The 16220-nt window shown below is 31.6% G+C and carries 16 protein-coding genes; 11 read left to right on the top strand and 5 right to left on the bottom strand.

The features are described from left to right. Positions 1–12: 12 nt before the first annotated feature. Together CXF54_RS08050 and CXF54_RS08045 are read right to left on the bottom strand one after the other, a co-directional pair. Positions 13–978: a glycosyltransferase family 2 protein gene (locus CXF54_RS08050; protein WP_090839652.1), complete on the bottom strand. Its 966-nt coding sequence runs from the start codon at positions 976–978 to the stop codon at positions 13–15. Between the two features lie 36 nt (positions 979–1014). After that, a complete protein-coding gene (locus CXF54_RS08045) occupies positions 1015–1545 on the bottom strand; it encodes a DUF4199 domain-containing protein (RefSeq protein ID WP_101203155.1) in 531 nt (176 codons plus the stop codon). Positions 1546–1705: 160 nt separating this feature from the next. Here CXF54_RS08045 and CXF54_RS08040 point away from each other — a divergent pair, with 160 nt between their 5' ends. The 5 genes from CXF54_RS08040 to CXF54_RS08020 all read left to right on the top strand — a co-directional run bounded on the left by CXF54_RS08040 (position 1706) and on the right by CXF54_RS08020 (position 5546). Continuing rightward, the gene (locus CXF54_RS08040; protein ID WP_090839648.1) at positions 1706–1957 is read left to right on the top strand and encodes a type B 50S ribosomal protein L31; all 252 of its coding nucleotides are present in this window, start codon (positions 1706–1708) and stop codon (positions 1955–1957) included. Between the two features lie 134 nt (positions 1958–2091). Further along, a complete protein-coding gene (locus CXF54_RS08035; protein ID WP_101203154.1) occupies positions 2092–3267 on the top strand; it encodes a GlmU family protein in 1176 nt (391 codons plus the stop codon). Between the two features lie 95 nt (positions 3268–3362). After that, the gene (locus tag CXF54_RS08030; RefSeq protein ID WP_101203153.1) at positions 3363–4079 is read left to right on the top strand and encodes a lysoplasmalogenase family protein; all 717 of its coding nucleotides are present in this window, start codon (positions 3363–3365) and stop codon (positions 4077–4079) included. Positions 4080–4088: 9 nt separating this feature from the next. Continuing rightward, the gene (locus tag CXF54_RS08025; RefSeq protein ID WP_101203152.1) at positions 4089–4796 is read left to right on the top strand and encodes a lysoplasmalogenase; all 708 of its coding nucleotides are present in this window, start codon (positions 4089–4091) and stop codon (positions 4794–4796) included. Positions 4797–4829: 33 nt separating this feature from the next. Next, positions 4830–5546: a lysoplasmalogenase family protein gene (locus CXF54_RS08020; protein WP_101203151.1), complete on the top strand. Its 717-nt coding sequence runs from the start codon at positions 4830–4832 to the stop codon at positions 5544–5546. On the opposite strand, the gene CXF54_RS08015 is transcribed toward CXF54_RS08020, so the two are convergent. Beyond that, positions 5543–7159, bottom strand: coding sequence for an ABC transporter substrate-binding protein (locus CXF54_RS08015; protein ID WP_101203150.1), 1617 nt, complete (start codon positions 7157–7159; stop codon positions 5543–5545). The two genes, CXF54_RS08020 and CXF54_RS08015, sit on opposite strands and share 4 nt — an antisense overlap. Before the next feature lie 134 nt (positions 7160–7293). Here CXF54_RS08015 and mtaB point away from each other — a divergent pair, with 134 nt between their 5' ends. Continuing rightward, positions 7294–8625 (top strand): tRNA (N(6)-L-threonylcarbamoyladenosine(37)-C(2))-methylthiotransferase MtaB, encoded by a 1332-nt coding sequence (gene mtaB, locus CXF54_RS08010; protein ID WP_090839636.1) that lies wholly within the window; start codon positions 7294–7296, stop codon positions 8623–8625. A gap of 49 nt (positions 8626–8674) precedes the next feature. Here the strand turns inward: mtaB and CXF54_RS08005 are convergent, their stop codons facing one another. Then, complete coding sequence (locus tag CXF54_RS08005) at positions 8675–8971, bottom strand: N-acetyltransferase (RefSeq protein ID WP_177183523.1); 297 nt, start codon at positions 8969–8971, stop codon at positions 8675–8677. 123 nt (positions 8972–9094) lie between these two features. On the opposite strand from CXF54_RS08005, the gene CXF54_RS08000 reads away from it, so the two are divergent. From CXF54_RS08000 to cls, 3 genes are read left to right on the top strand one after another with little or no spacing between them, the layout of a single operon-like run. Next, positions 9095–9754 (top strand): alpha/beta hydrolase, encoded by a 660-nt coding sequence (locus tag CXF54_RS08000; protein ID WP_090839634.1) that lies wholly within the window; start codon positions 9095–9097, stop codon positions 9752–9754. Positions 9755–9806: 52 nt separating this feature from the next. Beyond that, entirely contained in the window at positions 9807–10736 is a 930-nt protein-coding gene (locus tag CXF54_RS07995; protein WP_090839631.1) for a lytic transglycosylase domain-containing protein, read from the top strand. Continuing rightward, on the top strand, positions 10737–12194 hold the full coding sequence (gene cls, locus CXF54_RS07990; RefSeq protein WP_101203149.1) for a cardiolipin synthase: 1458 nt from the start codon (positions 10737–10739) through the stop codon (positions 12192–12194). Between the two features lie 82 nt (positions 12195–12276). On the opposite strand, the gene CXF54_RS07985 is transcribed toward cls, so the two are convergent. Continuing rightward, a complete protein-coding gene (locus CXF54_RS07985) occupies positions 12277–12855 on the bottom strand; it encodes a tetratricopeptide repeat protein (RefSeq protein WP_090839627.1) in 579 nt (192 codons plus the stop codon). Positions 12856–13066: 211 nt separating this feature from the next. On the opposite strand from CXF54_RS07985, the gene rpmH reads away from it, so the two are divergent. Together rpmH and carB are read left to right on the top strand one after the other, a co-directional pair. Continuing rightward, positions 13067–13228: a 50S ribosomal protein L34 gene (gene rpmH / locus CXF54_RS07980; protein ID WP_090839625.1), complete on the top strand. Its 162-nt coding sequence runs from the start codon at positions 13067–13069 to the stop codon at positions 13226–13228. A gap of 101 nt (positions 13229–13329) precedes the next feature. Beyond that, on the top strand, positions 13330–16182 hold the full coding sequence (gene carB, locus CXF54_RS07975; protein ID WP_101203308.1) for a carbamoyl-phosphate synthase large subunit: 2853 nt from the start codon (positions 13330–13332) through the stop codon (positions 16180–16182). The last annotated feature ends 38 nt before the right edge of the window (positions 16183–16220 follow it).

The following is a 16220-nucleotide window of genomic DNA, read 5'->3' as shown; positions in this document are numbered from 1 at the left end:
TTTAAGAAGCTGTTATTTAATAGCTTGGGCTTCTAAATTTAGGGATTCTTTGATTAAATAACGTTTTTTGTCTGATTTTTGACGTAAAATTATTTCGCCTAAAAAGCCAGCAACAAAAAATTGCGAACCTAATATCATGGTTACTAACGCAAGATAAAAAGGTGGTCTTTGAGTAATTAGTCTACCTGTGGTGTTAAAAAATAGTTTGTCTATACCTAAATATATGGCAAAGATCAAACCTAAACCAAACATTATAACGCCTAATGCGCCAAATAGATGCATTGGACGTTTGCCAAATCTTGATAAAAACCAAATGGTAATAAGGTCTAAAAAGCCATTTACAAAGCGATCCATACCAAATTTTGTTTCGCCATATTTTCTAGCTTGATGTTTTACAACTTTTTCACCTATTTTAGAAAAGCCTGCGTTTTTAGCTAATACTGGAATATAACGGTGCATTTCGCCATTAACATCAATGTTTTTTACCACATTTTGGTGATATGCTTTTAAGCCACAATTAAAATCGTTTAGTTTGACACCGGAGGTTTTACGTGCTGCCCAATTAAATAATTTGGAAGGTAAGTTTTTGGTTAGCTTATTGTCATAACGTTTCTTTTTCCATCCAGATACTAAATCAAAACCTTGCTTGGTTATCATGTTGTATAAGTCTGGTATTTCGTCTGGATTATCCTGCAAATCGGCATCCATTGTAATAATAACATCGCCCTTAGCTTTAGCAAAACCGGCGTGCAACGCTTGAGACTTACCAAAGTTTTTCAAAAATCTAATACCTTTAACGTTGTTGTCTTTTTCTTGAAGCGTTTCTATAGTTTGCCAAGATTGGTCTGTACTACCGTCGTCAATAAAAAGTATTTCATAAGAAAAACCATTGGATTGCATAACATTTGCAATCCAATGGTGTAATTCTGTTAAAGAGTCTTCTTCGTTAAGTAGTGGTATGACTACTGATATGTTCATAATTTAATTTGAAATATATTTTCAAATATAAAACTATTATAGGTCTTCGTTAGTTTTTTTCATTATTAATGAAATGATAAGTCCAATAACACTATATATTACTAATTGAATAAGTAATGATTGTATTACATTTCCGATTGCAAATTGACTTGGTGCTTCTTCCATTTGTGATAAAGCTTCTGCAATAGATTCTTCTGGAGCGTTAAAGCCTCTCATCATTTCGATAGATTTTTCTATTACCAATTCTTTTAATGTAATTGCTGCTTCCGGATCTATAAAGTTAAAAATAATGATGCTTACTAAGCTACTTATAACAATACCAATAAGTACAGTAACAAAATAGGCTGTAAATGCTTCTTTAAAGCTGATATAACCACCCAAGGCATGCTTAGATTTAGAAATAGATATAATTCCAAATACAATTATCATAACAAATAAACCAATACCAAGCCACCACTCAGTTAAAATTTCTAAATTTGTTGCATAAGCAATAACGGTAATAGCAGCTAGTATTGCACCTAGGTAAATACCAAAATTAGTTGCGATAGATTTAATAGTTTTTTCCATGTTTTTAATTGTTTTAGTTAGTTAATTACTTGTTAGTATAAATGTACGATAAAACGTTACAAAAATTAACAATAAAGTTTTTTACGAAATTAGTTGTTAGTTTGTAAAAAACGATTAAATTTGCACCTCGAATTTAGTTAAGATAAAAAAGCATTTAGCGATGAAAAAAGGTATACATCCAGAAAATTATAGAATGGTAGCATTTAAAGATATGTCAAACGATGACGTGTTTTTAACAAAGTCTACTGCAAACACAAGCGAAACTTTAGAGGTTGACGGTGTTGAATATCCAGTAATAAAAATGGAGATTTCTAGAACGTCTCACCCATTTTATACAGGTAAGTCTAAATTAATTGATACAGCTGGTCGTATTGATAAGTTCAAAACAAAATACGCAAAATTTAAAAAATAAGTTTAGCGCAAATTATATTTTAACAGCCTTTCATTTTTGTGAAAGGCTTTTTTTGTTATCTAAATTTCGACTATTTTTGAGAAATCAATACAAAGGTTGGATTAAGACTTTTAACTATTAAATTACATTTTAAGATGAATTATATTCTTTTTGACGGACCAGTACGTAATCAATTACTTCCATTTACTTATACAAGACCAGTTGCAGATATCAGAGTTGGTATCTTAACTATTAGAGAAAAATGGGAATTATTTCTTGGTACAACTACAACAACGGTTACAGAAGATTATTTGTCTGATAAATATCCGATGGTCGAGTTGGAAGAAAATGTAATGCTTAATGCGTCTTATTTGCCAAATAGTGAATTAGTTGAGTTGATTTCAGGATTGAAAGAAAATCAAGCCATATTTAAAGGCGATGATATTATAGCTTTTTACACCACGGATACACAAGAAGATATAGATTTTGATACTTATGAAGCCATAGAATTTGATAACGACGTTACAACTATAGAGCATACTTGGGATATTTTTTCTAAAAACGGAGACGCTATCCAACAGGATTTTGATTTAATTACAGATGGTAGAACATCTCAACCAATTCCGGTAAGCAATAATGTAATTGCTCCAGAACATATTTTTATTGAAGAAGGTGCTAAATTAGAATTCGCGACATTAAATGCAAGTTCGGGACCTATTTATATTGGTAAAAATGCCGAAATAATGGAAGGAAGTTTGGTTAGAGGACCTTTAGCTTTATGTGATAATGCTACATTAAAACTTGGTGCTAAAATATATGGTGCTACAACCATTGGACCACACAGTAAAGTAGGAGGAGAGGTTAATAACTCCGTGTTATTTGGGTATTCTAATAAAGGACATGATGGCTTTTTAGGTAATTCAGTTTTAGGAGAATGGTGTAATATAGGTGCAGATTCTAATAACTCTAACCTTAAAAATAATTATGTCGAAGTAAAATTGTGGGATTATGACACAGAACGTTTTGCTAAAACAGGACTACAATTTTGTGGTTTAATGATGGGAGATCATAGTAAATGTGGAATTAATACCATGTTTAATACAGGTACGGTTGTAGGTGTTAATGCCAATGTCTTTGGTAGTGGTTTTCCAAGAAACTTTGTGCCAAGTTACAGTTGGGGTGGTGCTTCAGGATTTACTACATATTTAACATCTAAAGCTTTTGAAGTTGCAAAAGTTGTTATGTCTAGAAGAGGTATAGAATTCTCTGCAGAGGACGAAGCTATTTTAACGCATGTCTTTGAAGAGACTAAAAAATACAGAAAAGACTAACCGTATATTGATTATCAGTAATTAAACCATATTTAGTAAGGCTTTTATGTTAATTTAAAAATTAAATTTTTATCTTAGATTCCCCAATAGTCTATATGAAATTTATTTTTAAAAGTACATTAAAATTTTCTGTACTATACTTGTTGCTATATCTCTTAGATTCTTTTTTTAAGAATAGCGAGGATTTAGTTATGTATAGGTATTTATCAAAAACGCTTTTAAGCTTTAGCTTGCTATTTTTTTATCTTATTAATACAAATCAGTCCGACGCACGAAAAAAAAACTTAATTATAATTTCTCTAGCCTGTTTTTTGGCGGGAGACGTCTTTTTTATTGCGGGAAATAGCGGTAATACATATCATTTTTTAATAGCAGCCGCTTTATTTATTATAGCCAAAGTTTGTTATTCTGTGCGCTTTTTTAATAATAAGGATTTTAAAATTTCAAAACTGATTCCTTTTTTGCTTTTTTGCTTTTGTTACATGAGTGTTATCATGTCTATTGTTTATAATGAGTTAGGGTTTTATTTTCTACCATTACTGTTGTATCTTTTTGTTGTAATGATGTTAATGCAGTTTGCTTATTTAAGAAGTAATGAGGTTAACCTACAAAGCTTTTGGTTAGTTATTTTTGGGGTTGTTGCTTCTATGGTGGCTGATAGTATAAACATACTTAGGATGTTTTATGATGCTGATATAGCTTATAATAAAATTACAATTATGTTTTTTTACTGCTTATCTCAGTATTTGATAATTCTTGGCGTTTTAAACGAAACAAAATCTACGAGTAAATTAAAGTCAATAAATGTTTAATTATACGCTATGACTAAACAGCTAATTTACTTTTCGATTATTTTTTTTAGTTTATTGTTTTTAGACATTTATACTAAGATTAACCTAGAGGTTGTACCTTATAGATATATAACTAAAATATTAGCTGTAGGTAGTCTTGTATCGTTTACTATCTTTTATTTTTATAAAAAGAAAGCGCTTAAAAATAACCTTTTAATTTATGGTTTATTTGTTTTTTTTATTGGTGATATTATAATTATTGACCATTTAAATATGGTTAAATTTTATGTTAGTTTATTACTTTTTGTGACAGGTAAATTATTCTATACATTAAGATTTATGCATAAAGAAGATTTTAGTATCAAACGATTAATGCCTTTTTTTATAGTATGTTTTTTATACGTTTCGATAGTGTATAATTTTATTTTTCCAAATCTAAAACTATATTTTATCCCAATAACGTTGTACTTTTTTATTACTTTATTAATGACTCTTTTTGCATATATAAGAAAAGGTGTTGTAAACCGCAAAAGTTACTATTTAGTGCTTTGTGGAGTTGGCTTTTTTATTGTTTCTGAAACTACAATGGTAATAAAAATGTTTTATGGTGATGTGTTATTTCAAGATTTTCTAGTCATGTTTTGTTATGGGGTAGCCCAATATTTTATTGTTTTAGGATTAATGATTGAAAATAAGACACTTAAGGTTGAAAATAACAGTATATTGCAGGCCCCTTAAATTTGAAAGCTTTTAAATTATTACCTACTTATAATGATTTCTTTTTTTAAAAATAAAATTTACGTTTCTGTCTTATTTTTCTTTGTCTTGGCTATAGATATTTATGTGAAATTTACAGAAAATCCATTGCCTACCCGTTTTTTGACAAAATCGTTGATTATATGTATTTTGTTTTATTACTTTATACTTAATCGAAAGCAAAAGCATAGAAATGACATCTATTTTTATATAGGCTTATTGTTTTTCTGGATCGGAGATTTAGTCTTGTTGTTATATGAAAACCCTATTTTGTACATAGCAGGTATGTCACTTTTTATAATTGGTAAGTTGTTTTATACTAAACGATTTTCTCATCAAAAGGACTTTGAAATGTCCAGTTTAATGCCCTTTTTTGTTGTTATTTTTATTTATATAGTTGTAATTGTATTGTTTGTGTATGATAACCTGAAAGACTTTTTTATACCAATAATCATCTACATTTTTGCATCTATGTTATTGGGTTTGTTTGCTTTTTTAAGAAAAGATTCGGTTAACAGTAAAAGCTTTTATCTTATTATGATAGCAGTCATAATTGGTGCGGGATCAGATTCAACCGCTGTTTTACAGTCGTTTTATGATTCAGAGTTACCATATCATCAAATACTGGTTATGCTGTTTTACGCCTTGTTTCAGTATTTTATAATTCTAGGATTAGTGGAAGAGAAGGAGATTGAAAACAACCATTTATCTACTAAAACAGCATCTTTTTAATGTGTTTTATCTACGTATTTAAGTTCTAATAAATTGGTAGGATTACTCCCTAAACCAGTCACGTCTTTTTGAGAAAATCTAATAACTTCATCATAGTACAATGGTACAATGGGTGTGTTTTTAAGCACTAAACTGTCCATTTTGGTGTACAGTTTTATTCTTTCGACTTCATTTGTTTCCGTAAAGGCTTGCTTGTACCATGTGTCAAAAGTAGCATTTGAAAAATGGGTGTAGTTAGGACCGTTTGGCGCAAAGTTTTCAGAATAAAATAACGATAGATAATTTTGTGCATCAGGGTAGTCTGCCACCCAACTGGCTCTAAATACATCTAATTTTCCATTTGCTTTTCCTTCTTTTAAAGTAGAAGCAGGTAAGACATCTACAGCCACAGTTAGGCCTATTTTTGTTAACTCACGTTGTATGTATTCGCAAAAATTAAGGTAATTACTGGTTGTTGTAATAGTAATCTTAGGTATTTTATTTGTGTTCTCTTTGTAATCCTTAATTAGTTTTTTTGCTTTCTCTGGTTGATAGGTATAACCAATAGTTGCATTATAGCCAGGTAATCCTTTTGGTATAAAACCTCCGGTTGCTGGAATACCAATACCATTACGCAGGTAAGTCATCATTTTTTGTCTGTCAAACCCGTAGTTTACGGCTTCACGGATATTTTTAGATTGAATTTCATCTAAATCAGAATCCATATAAAACGCCAAATATTCTGTGTTTAAATAGGGGCTTCGTATTAAATCAATAGTAGGTTGATATTTTGCTCTTAATAGTCCCTTGGTGGTTAAAATTTCATCTTGGTAAGACGCATCCAAACTATTTAAAAAATCTAAATTACCTTGGATAAATTGCATAAACTCACTTTGCTTATCTGGTAAAAAAGTAATGGCTACTGCTTCTAGATAGGGCAGGTTCTCACCGCTTTTATTAGTTTCAAAATAATTATTGTTTTTTCTGAATACCAATTTGACGTTTTCTTCCCATCTTTTAAATTTAAAAGGGCCGGTACCAATTGGATTTGCTCTAAAATCAGTCCCATAATATGTTGTTATTTCTTTTGGTACAACACTACAGTATTTCATGGTTAGTAAGCCTAAAAATGCGGGGAAGGGTTGTTTTAGTTTGATATTAAATACGGAGTCATTTACTGCTTTAAAACCAGCTACTTTGTTAAAAATCCAACGTCCCGAAGAGGCTGTTTTAGGATCTAAAATACGATTAAAACTGTACTCAAAATCATGTGCTGTAACTAGTCTGGTCGAGTCTTTTTTAAATAGTTTATGCTTGTGGAAGTACACATCGTTTCTTAAAGTAAAGGTGTAATTTACGGCGTTGTCAGAAATAGCCCAATGCTTTGCTATACTTGGCTTTACAAGTAAACTATCATCCATTTGGACTAAACCATTAAACAGTTGGTTTACCGCCCAAATATCTGCATTGTCTTTAGCAAAAGCAGGATCAAGAGAGCCAATGTTTTTGTGTTCGTTATATCTAAATACAAGATGATCTTTAGTGGTTTGCTTTTTATTAAAACAAGATGTTGCTAATAATGTAAAAGCAAGTAGACTAAAGTATGTAATGGGTTTGCTGTTAAAAAGAGTCATCAACTAGTTAATCATTATTTAAGCTTCCAAACACGTTTTTGGCTTAAAAAAAATACGTAATTTTGCAATCACAAATTTGTAATTACACTAGGTAAATATAAACATTCTTACTTAGCATTAAAGACTATTTTAAATTGAATACTAAAAAGAAAGTCGGCTTTTATACTTTAGGTTGTAAACTTAATTTTTCTGAAACCTCTACTATTGCACGATCGTTTAAGGACGAAGGTTTTGACCGTGTTGATTTTAACGATCCAGCAGATATTTATGTAATAAATACTTGTTCTGTCACAGAAAATGCTGACAAGCGTTTTAAAACAGTAGTTAAACAAGCACAAAAATCTAATCCAGAGGCATTTGTTGTCGCTGTAGGGTGTTATGCGCAGTTAAAACCGCAAGAATTGGCGGATGTTAATGGTGTGGATTTGGTTTTAGGAGCTACTGAAAAGTTTAAGATTACAGATTATCTAAATGATTTAACTAAAAACGATTTAGGAGAAATCCACTCTTGCGAGATTGAAGACGCTGATTTTTACGTTGGAAGTTATTCTATAGGAGACCGCACCAGAGCCTTTTTAAAAGTACAAGATGGGTGTGATTATAAATGCACCTATTGCACAATACCATTGGCTAGAGGGATTTCAAGAAGTGATGAGTTGCAAAATGTAATTAGCAACGCAAAAGAGATTTCTTCAAAAGGGATTAAAGAAATTGTTTTAACAGGTGTAAATATAGGTGACTACGGTAAAGGTGAGTTTGGAAATAAAAAGCACGAACATACATTTTTAGAATTGGTTGAAGCGCTAGATCAAGTTGAAGGAATTGAACGTCTTCGTATTTCTTCTATCGAACCAAATTTGCTAAAAAATGAAACCATAGATGTTGTTAGTAAATCTAGAGCATTTGTCCCTCATTTTCATATACCACTACAAAGTGGAAGCAATGTTATTTTGAAAGCAATGCGACGTCGTTACATGCGCGAGTTGTATGTTGATCGTGTTATTAAAATAAAAGAAGTTATGCCACACGCCTGTATTGGTGTTGATGTTATTGTTGGTTTTCCTGGCGAAACAGAAGAGCATTTTTTAGAGACGTATAATTTTTTAAATGAATTAGATATCTCTTATTTACATGTTTTTACATATTCTGAAAGAGCAAATACGGTCGCTGCCGAATTGGATAATGTAGTGCCTAAAAATATTAGAACAAAACGTAGTAAAATGCTTCGTGGATTAAGTGCTAAAAAACGTCGTGCTTTTTATGAAAGTCAGATTGGAGCAACAAGAAAAGTGTTGTTTGAATCAGAAAACAAAGCCGGTTATATACATGGTTTTACAGATAATTATGTTAAGGTAAAATCACCTTGGAATCCAGAGCTAGTAAACACATTACATGATATAGAACTTACCAAAATTGATGATGACGGATTGGTTAGATTTGATTTTGTTGAAGTACATTCAGCATAAAAAAAAACCGAAGCTAATAGCTTCGGTTTTTTTTTTAATTTTAAATGTCTTAAATCCTAAGACCTACGGGTAGTAATTTTTTGTATCTTCTATTACGTCTTATAAACTTTGCTATTTCTGGACTTGTAGGCACAACACTCAGGTTGCGTTCTTCTATATTGTCAAAAACAGTAGTTAAAAATTCTGCGACAAACTCCTCGTTGTCAAGCTCTTCTGGAAGAATCAGTTTTGTTAAAAAAATCTTTCGTTCTTGTAAAGAGTATTCAATTTTAGCAAAATGATCATCAATTTTAAGTTCAAATTGACGTAAAAAATCATTGTCAACTAACTCAGCTGCATCAATCATATCTATAAAGTTTTATTAATTATTCGGAGAGTTTCAAAAATAGTACCAAACTATTTTATAGCTTTACCGTGCAAATGTACGAATAAATCTAATAGCAACAGGCTTTGTTAGTGTTAAAACCTTATGAATCAGCAAGTAATACCGGTCTATCTAATGCCAGGAATGGCAGCCAATCCAACCATTTTTGAGCACATAAAATTACCGGAAGATCAATATAAAATTTATTGGCTAGAATGGAAGTTGCCAAATAAAAACGAATCGATTTCAAGCTACGCAAAACGGATGTGCGAAGATATAAATCATGACAATCCTGTATTGCTAGGGGTTTCTTTTGGTGGTATTTTAGTTCAGGAAATGAGTAAGCATATTGCAGTTAAAAAACTAATAATAGTCTCTAGTGTAAAGACAAAACATGAGTTGCCTAAACGTATGAAGTTGTTAAAAGCAACTAAAGCCTATAAAATACTGCCAACACAATTGGTAAGTAGTATAGATTTGTTAGCAAAATATGCTTTTGGTAATACTATTACTAAACGTATAGAGTTATATAAAAAGTACCTGTCTGTTAGTGATAAAGTGTATTTAGATTGGGCGATAGAGCAAGTAGTGTGTTGGGAGCAAGATCAACCAATGGAATCCGTTTTGCATATCCATGGAGATAACGATATGGTGTTTCCGTTTGCAAATCTAGGAGATTGCATTACTATAAAGGGTGGCACGCATATTATGATAATAAATAAGTATAAGTGGTTTAATGAAAACCTACCAAAACTAATCGCTTAAAAACAGAGCGATTTGAATAAAATTTTTTAAATTTAAAGAAAAAGATAAGAAGATGAAGATAGTACAAAAAAGTTTAGCTATAGTTGGGTTAGCAGCATTAGGGATGTTGTTTATTAATGCCTACCAAAATGCGCCAACTGATGAAAATTTTGAGAAACAAATCATAAACGATTACAATGTTTATGCTATACAAATGCCTAGTTATTTAGATTTTGCAGGAGAGGCTGTACCATTATCAAACCCGGATATTTATGAGCGTATGGATAAGGAGCTTTTGGTTAATACCTATTGGCAATCTAATGGATTATTAATGTTTAAACGTGCCAAAAAATATTTTCCAATTATAGAACCAATTTTAGCTAAACATGGTATTCCTGATGATTTTAAATACTTAGCTGTTATTGAAAGTGGATTAACAGATGCACGGTCTCCAGCAGGAGCTAGTGGATTCTGGCAAATAATGAAAGCTACTGGACGCGAGCACGGTCTAGAAGTTAATGATAATGTGGATGAGCGTTACAATCTTGAAAAAGCAACAGAAGTAGCTTGTGATTATTTATTAAAGGCTAAAAAGAGTTTAGGATCTTGGACTTCGGCAGCAGCCGCATATAATGCAGGTAATTATGGTATTTCTAAGCGTTTAAAAGCACAAGACGTTACTAGTTATTATGATTTGTTATTAGGTGAAGAAACGGGACGTTACGTGTTTAGAATTATAGCTTTAAAAGAAATTTTATCTAACCCAGATAAGTATGGCTTTAACTTTAGAGATAAAGATTTATATACAACTGTTCCAACGTATCAGGTAGCTGTAGATACAGCGGTAACTGATTTTGCAGGTTTTGCTAAGCAATTTGGAATTAACTACAAAATATTAAAATTACATAACCCTTGGTTAAGAGAGCCACATTTAAATAATAGCTCTAGAAAAGAATATTTTATTGATATTCCTAGAGAAGGTTATTATCAAACAACACCGTAGATGTTAGACTTTTTTAGTCAATATTGGTGGACAATTGCAATTGTAATCAACTATATATTAGTGATTATAGCTGTAACTACTATATTGTTTAAGTCAATAAACCCAACAAAAACACTAACGTACATTATTGTATTGTTAGTGTTTCCTTTTTTTGGGCTGATTGTATATTATTTTTTTGGTCAAGAGTACAGAAAAAATAAAATTTTTAATCGTAAAGATGTTTTAAATAATAAGCTTATTAAGTCCATAAATAAGGATTTAAAGATTGATCCTGAGACGTTATCTAGTTATGAAGCTAATATCGAAGAAGATCAAATCCGTTTAATACACTTGCTTCAGAGAAATGATAAATCGCCATTAACTAAATATAATAATGTCGAAATTATCATTAATGGAGAAAACAAGTTTCAATCTTTATTTAAAGATATCGAAAGTGCGCAACAACACATTCATATAGAATATTACATTTTAAAAGACGATAGGATTGGTACCCATTTTTTAGAGCTGTTATGTAAAAAAGCAAAGGAAGGGGTTAAGGTTAGGCTTAGTTTTGATGATGTAGGAAGTAAGATTTCATCTAAAATGAAAAGAAAGCTAATAGAAGCTAACATCGAGTTTTACGCGTTTATGCCAGTGTTATTTCCAAGATTTACTGGTAAGATGAATTACAGAAACCATAGGAAAATTGTAATTATTGATGGCGAAATTGGCTATGTTGGTGGGATTAACGTATCCGATACTTATGTTAACTATCCAGAAAGCAAAAGTTATTGGAGAGATACACACTTAAAAATAATAGGCGAGGCGGTTTTTACATTACAAACTCAATTTTTGACCAATTGGAATTTTGTATCAGAGGCCACATTGGAGTTAAACCGTTCTTTTTTTCCTCAAAATAAAGTTAAGGATGTGCAACCTGTACAAATAGCAGCTAGTGGTCCTGATACGGATTGGGCCAATATAATGGAGGCTATCTTCTTTGCTATTGTTACTGCAGAACACTATGTGTATATCACAACGCCATATTTTATACCAAATGATCAAATCATAACAGCCATGCAAGTAGCATCCAAAAGTGGAGTAGACGTGCGTTTATTAATTCCCGATCAATCGGATTCTTGGACAGCTAAGCATGCAACAAACTCTTATTTAGAGCAGTTATTAAAAGCTAATATCAAAGTATATAGATATGAAAAAGGATTTATACATGCAAAAACAATGGTTGTAGACGATGTTTTTACCACTATAGGAACTTGTAATATGGACTACAGAAGCTTTAATATTAACTTTGAAATCAATGCCTTGATTTATAGTAAGGATAAAGCAAAAGAAGCCAAAGCTATTTTTATGCAAGATTTAGAAGATGCTATTGTGGTCGATTATCAAGCGTGGGAAGAGCGCTCTAACTTTGAAAGAATACAAGAAGCCTATTGCAGGCTTTGGGCGCCTTTACTTTAAGTAAAATATGCTGTAAAAAAAAAGTCCAACTAATCTAAATCTAGATTAGTTGGACTTTTTTTTATTAGATAAATAATATTAATTATCTACTACGTCTTTTTTGAGAACGCACAGACCCGCCTTGACCAAAATGTTGTTTTGGCGCTTGAGCACGTTTCATGTTATCTTTCATCATTTTAATTTGATCAGTTAACATGCCTTGTTTGTCTAGTTTTTGTGCTTCGGCTAATAAGGTTGTCGCTTCTTGTTTTCTTCTTTTAGATAAAGCAACACCAGCTAAATTTAATTTTACCATAGCCATGTCATGGTCCATAGATAATCCTAATTGTTCCGCTTTCTTAAAATAACGCTCCGCTTCCGACATATTATCTTGAGAGACCATAACACCATTTAAAAAGTTGTAATACCCTTGTTGTTTCTTTACTAAGGCAGTATCTGGATTTTTAATTTTATCTAACCACCTTTTAGCTCCTGGAAAATCTTGCTTTCTAAGTTTTAAAAAGGCAAGTAAAATAAATTCATTTTTAAAATATAAGAAGACAAATATTAAAGATAATAAGATGTACATTATCCCGTTACCTATGTTTCCTTCAATAAATTGATAGATTGCAAAACCAAAAATTGCGATTGCTATAATTAATTTGATTACTTTGTTGTACATTATGTATAAGTTTATAAGCCTTGAGTTACTTGTATTGTAACGTTTTTAAGCGTGTTTTTTAATGGAGTACAAAGAAACTAAAAAAATCTTTAAAAATATTTTTTAAATTAGGTTTGTGAAATAAAAAACTCGTTGTATATTTGCGCTCAGTTTTAGGTGAAACCCTAAACTAAATAAAACATATACTATTCAGATTTAAAAAAATAAGACAATGCCAAAAAGAACGTTTCAGCCATCAAAGAGAAAAAGAAGAAATAAACATGGTTTTAGAGAAAGAATGGCTTCTGCTAATGGTAGAAAGGTATTAGCTCGTCGTCGTGCTAAAGGAAGAAAGAAAATTTCTGTTTCTACAGAAACTAGACATAAAAAATAATGATTAACAATTGTTAATAATTTAAAGGCGTTACTTAGGTGTAACGCCTTTTTTTGTATCCTAGAATTACTATTTTTATAATCGAAAAAAATAAAGAAAAAATGCCAAAAAATCCTAAGTTAAAATCTATTCTTATTATAGGTTCAGGTCCTATCGTTATTGGGCAAGCGTGTGAATTTGATTACTCTGGTACACAAGCTTTAAGATCGTTAAGAGAGGACGGAATTGAAACTGTTTTAATCAATTCTAACCCTGCAACAATTATGACAGACCCTAGTATGGCTGATCATGTTTACTTGTTGCCTCTTACTACAAAGTCTATTCTTAAAATATTAAAAGAGCATCCACATATCGATGCAGTGTTACCTACAATGGGTGGGCAGACAGCTTTAAACTTATGTATTGAAGCAGACGAGAAAGGTATTTGGAAAGACTTTGATGTAGAGATTATTGGAGTAAATATTGATGCTATTAATATTACAGAAGATAGAGAGCAGTTTAGAGAATTAATGCTTGATATTGGAATTCCAATGGCACCTCAAGCAACTGCAACATCATATTTAAAAGGTAAAGAGATTGCTCAGGAATTCGGTTTTCCATTAATTATTAGAGCTTCTTTTACTTTAGGAGGTGCAGGCGCATCTTTTGTCCATAAAGAAGAAGATTTTGACGAGTTATTGACGCGTGGTCTGGAGATTTCTCCAATTCACGAAGTCATGATTGATAAAGCCTTAATAGGCTGGAAAGAATATGAATTAGAGTTACTTAGAGACTCAAATGATAATGTAGTAATTATCTGTTCTATTGAAAACATGGACCCTATTGGTATCCACACAGGAGATTCGATTACTGTGGCACCAGCAATGACATTAAGTGATAAAACATACCAAAAAATGCGTGATATGGCTATCCATATGATGCGTAATATTGGTGATTTTGCAGGTGGTTGTAATGTGCAGTTTGCTGTAAGTCCAGACGAAAAAGAAGATATTATTGCTATCGAGATTAATCCTCGTGTGTCTAGATCTTCTGCTTTAGCTAGTAAAGCAACAGGGTATCCAATTGCAAAAATTGCGGCTAAATTAGCAATAGGTTATCATTTAGACGAGTTACAAAATCAAATTACAAAATCTACTTCTGCCTTATTTGAGCCGACTTTAGATTACGTTATTGTAAAAATACCACGTTGGAACTTTGATAAGTTTGAAGGAAGTGATCGTACTTTAGGGCTTCAAATGAAATCTGTAGGAGAAGTGATGGGTATTGGACGTTCGTTTCAAGAAGCATTGCATAAAGCAACACAATCTTTAGAGATTAAACGTAATGGTTTAGGTGCTGACGGAAAAGGGTACACTAATTACGATCAAATTATAGATAAACTAACACACGCAAGTTGGGATAGAGTCTTTGTAATTTATGATGCCATTCAAATGGGAATTCCATTAAGTCGTATTCATGAAATCACAAAAATTGACATGTGGTTTTTACGTCAATATGAAGAATTACACCAATTGCAAAAAGAAATTTCAACATTTACTATCGATACTATAGATAGAGAATTACTTCTTGAAGCTAAACAAAAAGGATACGGAGACAGACAAATAGCGCATATGTTAAGCTGTTTAGAAAGTCAAGTATATAATAAAAGAGACACGTTAGGTATTAATCGTGTGTATAAACTTGTTGATACTTGTGCTGCAGAATTTGAAGCAAAGACTCCATATTACTATTCTACATTTGAAAACGACGTAGAAACTGCAGACGGAAAACGTTATGCAGATAATGAAAGTATTGTCTCTGATAAGAAAAAAGTGATTGTTCTAGGATCTGGACCAAATAGAATTGGTCAAGGTATCGAGTTTGATTACTGTTGTGTTCATGGTGTTTTAGCTGCTGCTGAATGTGGTTATGAAACCATCATGATTAACTGTAACCCTGAAACAGTATCTACAGATTTTGATACTGCGGATAAATTATATTTTGAACCTGTATTCTGGGAACATATCTACGACATTATTAGACATGAAAAACCTGAAGGTGTTATTGTGCAATTAGGTGGTCAAACCGCTTTAAAACTTGCAGAAAAACTATCTAAATACGGTATTAAAATATTAGGAACAAGCTTTGAAGCGTTAGATTTAGCAGAAGATAGAGGGTTGTTTTCTAATATGTTAAAAGAAAACAATATTCCTTATCCAGAATTTGATATTGCTACTACAGCAGATGAAGCAGCTGCGATTGCAGATGTTTTAGACTTTCCAATTTTAGTAAGACCTTCTTACGTACTTGGAGGACAAGGAATGAAAATTGTAATAAATAAACAAGAGCTTGAAGAGCATGTTGTTGATTTATTAAGACGTATGCCAGGTAACCAATTACTTTTAGATCATTATTTAGATGGTGCAATAGAAGCCGAAGCAGATGCTATTTGCGATGGAGAAAATGTATACATTATTGGTATAATGGAACATATTGAACCTTGTGGAATCCACTCTGGAGATAGTAATGCAACATTACCACCGTTTAACTTAGGTGAGTTTGTAATGCAACAAATTAAAGACCATACAAAAAAGATTGCTTTAGCATTAAACACTGTTGGTTTAATAAACATCCAGTTTGCAATAAAAGAGGATATTGTTTATATCATTGAAGCTAATCCAAGAGCATCGCGTACGGTACCATTTATCTCTAAAGCCTATGGAGAACCTTATGTAAATTATGCAACTAAAGTAATGTTAGGGGAGAAAAAAGTGACTGACTTTGATTTTAACCCTAAATTAGAAGGCTATGCTATCAAGCAGCCGGTATTCTCTTTTAATAAGTTCCATAATGTAAATAAGAAACTTGGTCCAGAAATGAAAAGTACTGGAGAAAGTATCTTGTTTATCGACGATTTAAAAGATGACGAATTTTACAATTTATACGCAAGACGTAAAATGTATTTAAGTAAATAATACAGAATGTAAACCCAATAAAAAAGCCTTCATTAAAA

Source organism: Olleya sp. 1-3 (genome assembly GCF_002836085.1).
GTDB classification, from domain to species: Bacteria; Bacteroidota; Bacteroidia; order Flavobacteriales; family Flavobacteriaceae; genus Olleya; species Olleya namhaensis.
This window is presented reverse-complemented; position numbering and strand designations above follow the sequence as displayed.